The sequence below is a fragment of the Cellulomonas sp. SG140 genome, assembly GCF_025770785.1.
In the GTDB taxonomy this organism is placed as follows: Bacteria; Actinomycetota; Actinomycetes; order Actinomycetales; family Cellulomonadaceae; genus Cellulomonas.
Window position 1 is genome coordinate 1 of record NZ_JANZLA010000016.1, and the last position, 6,260, is coordinate 6,260.

Sequence of the window (6,260 nt, forward strand, 5' to 3'; positions counted from 1 at the left end):
TGTCGACGACGCGTTGAGACTGACCCTCTGACGACGGATTGGGGCTGACCCCTCCGGGACTCTGGAGGGGTGATCGCACTGGAGGATTGGGCGGAGATCCGTCGGCTGCATCGGGCCGAGGGGATGCCGATCAAGGAGATCGCGCGTCGGCTCGGGTTGGCGCGCAACACCGTCCGGGCGGCGTTGCGGGCTGAGGCGCCGCCGTCGCGGGAGCGCGGGCCGCGGGGATCGGCGGTTGACGAGGTCGAGCCGGCGATCCGGGCGCTGCTGGCCGAGTTCCCGCGGATGCCGGCGACGGTGATCGCCGAGCGGATCGGGTGGAGGCGGTCGTTGACGATCCTGAAGGACCGGGTCCGTGAGCTGCGGCCGTTGTTCACCCCACCGGACCCGACCGACCGGGTCGAGTACTCGCCCGGCGAGGTCGCCCAGTGCGACCTGTGGTTCCCACCGGCCCCGATCCCCGTCGGTGGCGGGGTCGAGCGGGTCTTGCCGGTGCTGACGATGACCTGCGGGTACTCACGGGTCACCGGCGCGGTGATGATCCCCTCGCGCAAGGCCGGGGACATCTTGGCCGGGATGTGGCAGATCCTCGCCAGCTGGGGTGCCTGCCCGCGCACCCTGGTCTGGGACCGGGAGTCGGCGATCGGCGGGCCCGGCAAGCCGACGGTCGAGGCGGCCAGCTTCGCCGGGACGATCGGGGTGCGCATCAAGCTCGCTCCGCCGCGGGATCCGGAGTTCAAGGGCCTGGTCGAGCGGCGCAACGGGTTCTTCGAGACGTCGTTCCTGCCCGGTCGAACGTTCACCGGCCCGTTCGACTTCACCGACCAGATCGGCCACTGGCTGGCCGATCGAGCGAACACGCGGGTGCTGCGAGCGATCGGTTCGGTCAGCCCAGCCCAGCGGTGGACGGCCGACCGGGCGGCGATGGTCGCCCTGCCGCCGCTGGCGCCGGCGATCGGCCTGACGCACCGGGTCCGGCTGGGTCGGGACTACTACGTGCGGATCGACGCCAACGACTATTCCGTCGACCCGCGCGTCATCGGCCGGTTCGTTGACGTGATCGCCACCCCGGCTCGGGTGGTGGCCTCATGCGCGGGGCAGGTCGTGGCCGACCACGCCCGCGACTGGGGCCACGCCCGCACGATCACCGACCCGGCCCACCAGGAGACGGCCCGCTCGCTGCGCGCGGACCTGGCCGCCCGTCGCCAGGCCCAGCAGCGCTCGACCCGCACGCACGCGGACGGGCACGTCGTGGCGATCCGGGCGCTGCCGGACTACGACGCCTTGTTCGGCGTCGACTTCGACCCCCGCCCCGACCTGGGAGCGGTGACCGCTGAAGGGAAGTAGATGACCACCACGACGAAGACCAGACCGGCCCCCGAGGGCCTGGGCTCCAAGCTGGCCTACCTGACCCGCGTGCTCAAGACCCCCACGATCGGGAGGACCTGGGACACCCTCGCCGAAGCGGCCCGGGAGCAGAACTGGTCGCACGAGGAGTACCTGGCCGCGGTCCTGGAACGCCAGGTCGCCGACCGGGAGTCAGCTGGCACCACGATGCGGATCCGCACCGCGCACTTCCCGGCGATCAAGACCCTGGAGGACTTCAACCTCGAGCACCTGCCCTCGCTGCGCAAGGACGTGCTCGCGCACCTGGCCACAGCCACGTTCGTGCCCAAGGCCGAGAACGTGATCCTGCTCGGCCCACCCGGCCTGGGAAAGACGCACCTGGCCATCGGCCTGGGCATCCGGGCCGCGCAGTCCGGCTACTCGGTGCTGTTCGACACCGCGACGAACTGGATCGACCGCCTGGCCCGCGCCCACCACGCCGGCGCGCTGGAGGCCGAGCTGAAGAAGATCCGCCGCTACAAGCTGATCATCATCGACGAGGTCGGCTACATCCCCTTCGACACCGACGCCGCCAACCTGTTCTTCCAGCTCGTCGCCTCCCGCTACGAGACCGGCTCCATCCTCGTCACGTCCAACCTGCCGTTCGGACGCTGGGGCGAAGTCTTCGGCGACGAAGTCGTCGCCGCCGCCATGATCGACCGCCTCGTCCACCACGCCGAGGTCCTCACCCTCGCAGGCGAGTCCTACCGCACCCGCGCCCGCCGCGAACTGCTCGCCAAAGACCGCGACACCTAGGAGCAGCGCCGCTGGGGCGCGATCACGTCGGGCGCCGCTGGTGCTGGGGTGTCGGTGGCCTTGACGTCTTGCCTCCGCTGGCTGGCGCATACAAGGAGGTCGGCCACGTCGCGAGAAACGTCGAAGTGCCGTGCGAGCCAGTCGGGGCCGTGGCCTCGTCGGGCGAGGATCCATGCGGCGTAGGTGGCGTCTGTCGGGGTGTGGCCGAGGGCGGCGAGCTCGTCGGCCGGGAAGCCGCGCAGGGCATCGGGGACCCAGAGGGCCTCTGGCCGTTCCTGGCTGGGCTGGTGGGCCTCGGGGTGCTGGAGGGTGCGGGTCATGACGGCCTCGACGTCAGGGGCCTGGGCTCGGCTTCGGGGCGGGTGTCGGGGTCGCGTAGCCGCCAGGCGGCGGGGATGGTGGCGGGCAGCACGTCGTCGATGGTGACGACGCCGAGCAGGTGCCCGTCGGGGCCGACGACGGGCAGGGTGGGCAGGTTGTGGTCGGCCATGAGGACGGCCAGGTCGGCCAGGTCGGTGTCGGGGGTGACGCGGACGGGGTCGTGGTCGGCCAGCTCGAGCAGGGGTGTGGTGGGGTCGGCCTGCACGATGCGGAGCAGTGGGACGGTGCCGGTCAGTCGGCCGGCACCGTCGAGCAGGTGCAGGGTGACGGAGGTCTCGAGGCTGGCGTTGCGGGCGGCGCGCGCGATCGCCAGGGCCCCTCCGGCGGTGACCTGTTCGGGGATCGCCAGGTACTCCAAGCCCATCAGGCCTCCTGCGGTGGCCTGGTTATAGCTGAGCAGGTCGGTCAGGGCGGCGCGTAGGTGGGGTGGCAATTGGGCGATGACCCTGGTGCGGCGGGGTTGGGGCAGGTCCATCAGGGCGTCGGCGGCGTCGTCGGTCCGCATCCGGGACAGGACGTCGGCGATGTCGCTGTCGGGTCGGGCCGCCAGCAGCGTGCCGCGCTGTTCGTCGAGCTCCTCGTAGACGTCGGCCTCCAGCTCAGGGTCCTGGTGCACGACGGCCAGGATCTCGGCCTGCTCCCGGTCGGAGGCGTCCTGCAGGATGTCGGCCAGCTCGGCAGCTCGCAGCGACCGCAACCGACCGAAGGTGGACCGCACGAGGACGGTGGGTTCGTGCCCAATGAGGGCCTCGAAGGAGCGCCAGTCGTGGAACGAGGCGTCCCCGCTGCGTCGGCGCGCAGATCGGGTGGTGCGCAGCCCGGCGACGACGAGCTCGCCGCCGCGGGGGGCCAGGCGCACGTCGTAGGCGCGCACCAGGCGGGCGTGGCGGATGTCGACGAGGCGGTGGCCGAGCACGTCGGCCCGCAGCAGCACCTCTCCTGGTCGTCGTTCGAAGCCGCGGACGTCCAGGTGGGCGGTGCGTACGGCGACGTGGGCGTCGGCCCAGGAGGAGACCTGCTCGATCGGGAGGAACACCGGTCGCCCGCCCAGATCGGTGACCAGGCCGGCGATCGGCGGATAGTCCTGCCCCCGGAGGCGCACGACGACGTCCCGGACCCGGCCCACGGTGCGTCCGGTGGGTTCGACCACGGCGCGTCGCAGCAGCCTGGACAGGTCCAACCCGTCCCCGATCCCGTCGGTGCTCATCGGTTCCTCCCGCCCCTCGTGCTTGGGCTCAGCCGCCGGTGGCGATCTGCGCGACGCGCACGACGACCAGGCCGCAGACCATGACGAGGTACAGCCACATCATGGCCAGCCCGGCGCGGCGCGCCAGCGACAGCTCCGGACGCGTCAGCAGCGCCAGCGGCGGCATCCGCCACGTGGCCTTGGCCTCCAGGTCCACCGCCTGCGTCGGGGTGATCGGGCCGCGGCGGCGGCGCACCGCCCGCCAGGTCACGACGGCGATGCCGCCCGCGACGGTCGCCGCGGTGCCACCGGCCAGGATGAGGACCATCGCCTGCCCGCTCATCTGCGGGAACACCACCGAGGCGGTCAGGATGATCGACAGCAGCACGAGAACCGCGATGACGAACGTGGTGAACACGTTGGTGGCGGTCTTGTTGACCCAGGGACCCAGGACGGCCTTGTCGTTGCACAGCAGCAGCAGGAACACCGTGGCCGACGGCAGCAGGACCCCAGCCAGGGTCTGCACGCCCTCGGTCAGCAGGCCCAGCGGGCTGCCCGGGATGAGCACGATCGCCGCCGACCCTGCCAGCAGCAGGCCGAAGATGGCGTAGAACGCCTTGGCCTCGGTCGGCTTGCGGTGCAGGGAGTGGTTCGTGCCCACCACGTCGCCGACCGCGTAGGAGGTCGACAGGCCCACCGCTGCCGCGCCGATGATCGAGGCGTCGATCAAGGCCACGGCGAACAGGATGCCGGCGACCTTGCCGCCGGCGGCGGCCAGCCCGGAGGCGATGCCCGCCGCGTCGGTGAACTGCCCGGCGCCGCTCCTGCCGGCGAACGCGGCCGCGCTGAAGGCCATCATCGCCGCCGCCCCGACCACGACGATGACGATCCCGAGCCACAGGTCGACCTTCTCGTAGCGCATGTACGCCGGAGTGATCCGCTTGTCGATCACGTACGACTGCTGGAAGAACAGCTGCCACGGCGCCACCGTCGTCCCCACGATCGCGATGACCAGCAGCATCACCGTCGACAGCTGCGAGGCCCCACCCGGCAGGCCCGGCACGACGAAGTCGCGTGCGACCTGCCCGATCGCCGGGTGCACCATGAACACGATCGGAACCAGGGCGAACGAGCCGGCCACCAGGGCCAGGCAGACCCGCTCGAAGCGGCGGAACGAGCCGCCGGACACCGCGGCCAGCACCAGCACGACCGCCAGGATCACCCCAGGGACCTTCGGCAGCCCGAGGTAGCCCAGGCCCAACGTGATGCCCACGAACTCGGTGACGATGGTCAGCGCGTTCAGCACGAACAGGTCGATGACGGAGAACGCGCCCCAGAACTTGCCGAACCGCTCCACGATGAGCCGGGCGTGGCCGACCCCGGTGACCGCGCCCAGGCGCAGCACCATCTCCTGGTTGACGTAGATCACGGGGATCAGCAGCAGCAGCGTCCACAGCAGCCGGGTGCCGTAGTTCTGGCCGGCCTGCGTGTAGGTGCCGAAGGCGCCGGCATCGTTGTCCCCGACCATCACGATCAGCCCAGGCCCGACGATCGCCGCCAGGATCTTCAGCCGCCGCGACAGTCGACCCCGGGTGCCGGATGGCGCCTCGCCCAGCCGGATCGTGCCCAGCGCGCCTTCGATGTCACCGACGTGGGCGCTGTCCAGCACCGCCGTGTTCTGCTGCACCGTGTTGGTCTCGGTCGACATGACGAACCTCCCGTCCCGCCGACAGGCAGGGATCGGGTGACGCGCACAAGACCAAGCCCGACCGGATCAGGTCAGAACATCAGGGTCGCGCGTCACGAACGGATGAGGAGAGCCGGAGCACCGGACTATCGCCAGACGTATCCATCGCGGCCCACCTCCCTCCGTCCAGGCCACCTCGGGCGGCCGACAGCGCCCGGCGCTTCCGCGCGGGCCCTCTCAAGGATGGCACCACCGACGCCGACAGTCAAACAGTTACGCAAGCGATGAGGTAAGGCATACTGAACCATGCCCAACCGCAAACCGGCGCCCGCAGACGCCAACGCGTCAAGCGCCGCCGACTCCGACCAGGCAGAGCCTCCCGATACCACCGGCCCGGACGACGAGCTGCTCGACGAGGCCGCCGAGACATTCGCGATCCTGGCCTCGCCAGTGCGGCTCCAGCTCCTGTGGCACCTGGCCCGCCAACCCCACGACGTGAGCACCCTGGCCGACCTGGTCGACGCCAGCGTCCCCGCCATCAGCCAGCACCTGGCCAAGCTCCGCCTTGCCGACCTGGTCACCGCCAACCGCGACGGCAAGCGCCAGGTCTACAGCCTGGACGACCCCCACATCGCCACCCTCGTCGAACAAGCCATCGACCACCACCGCCAACTGCGTGACGGAAGCTGACCCGGCGCCAAGAGCAAAGCTCGGGCGTTCGAAGACAACCGCCGACAGTCGAGTGCGGAGCCTGACCTCCGGGCCGCGGCCAAAGCCACCATCGTTGACCTGCCGCGAGGCGCTTCCAGCAGAGGGTCAATCCCACCCCGTCGCCACAGGGTCAATTCCAACCCGTCGTTGACA

General features: G+C 70.9%; 6 protein-coding genes. 3 read left to right on the plus strand and 3 right to left on the minus strand.

Features of this window, described 5'->3' with window-relative positions:
- Positions 1 to 69: 69 nt before the first annotated feature.
- A complete protein-coding gene (gene istA, locus N0B34_RS17950; protein ID WP_263732652.1) occupies positions 70 to 1,347 on the plus strand; it encodes an IS21 family transposase in 1,278 nt (425 codons plus the stop codon).
- Entirely contained in the window at positions 1,348 to 2,142 is a 795-nt protein-coding gene (gene istB / locus N0B34_RS17955; RefSeq protein WP_263732653.1) for an IS21-like element helper ATPase IstB, read from the plus strand.
- Here istB and N0B34_RS17960 read toward each other — a convergent pair.
- From N0B34_RS17960 to N0B34_RS17970, 3 genes are read right to left on the minus strand one after another with little or no spacing between them, the layout of a single operon-like run.
- Positions 2,139 to 2,462 (minus strand): hypothetical protein, encoded by a 324-nt coding sequence (locus tag N0B34_RS17960; protein ID WP_263732654.1) that lies wholly within the window; start codon positions 2,460 to 2,462, stop codon positions 2,139 to 2,141. The two genes, istB and N0B34_RS17960, sit on opposite strands and share 4 nt — an antisense overlap.
- On the minus strand, positions 2,459 to 3,730 hold the full coding sequence (locus N0B34_RS17965) for a magnesium transporter MgtE N-terminal domain-containing protein (RefSeq protein WP_263732655.1): 1,272 nt from the start codon (positions 3,728 to 3,730) through the stop codon (positions 2,459 to 2,461). Before N0B34_RS17965 ends, N0B34_RS17960 begins: the two co-directional genes overlap by 4 nt.
- A 28-nt stretch (positions 3,731 to 3,758) precedes the next feature.
- On the minus strand, positions 3,759 to 5,417 hold the full coding sequence (locus N0B34_RS17970; RefSeq protein ID WP_263732656.1) for an NRAMP family divalent metal transporter: 1,659 nt from the start codon (positions 5,415 to 5,417) through the stop codon (positions 3,759 to 3,761).
- Positions 5,418 to 5,702: 285 nt separating this feature from the next.
- Between N0B34_RS17970 and N0B34_RS17975 the strand changes: the two genes are divergently transcribed.
- Positions 5,703 to 6,086, plus strand: a complete 384-nt coding sequence (locus N0B34_RS17975; protein ID WP_263732657.1) for an ArsR/SmtB family transcription factor — start codon at positions 5,703 to 5,705, stop codon at positions 6,084 to 6,086.
- Positions 6,087 to 6,260: the final 174 nt, after the last annotated feature.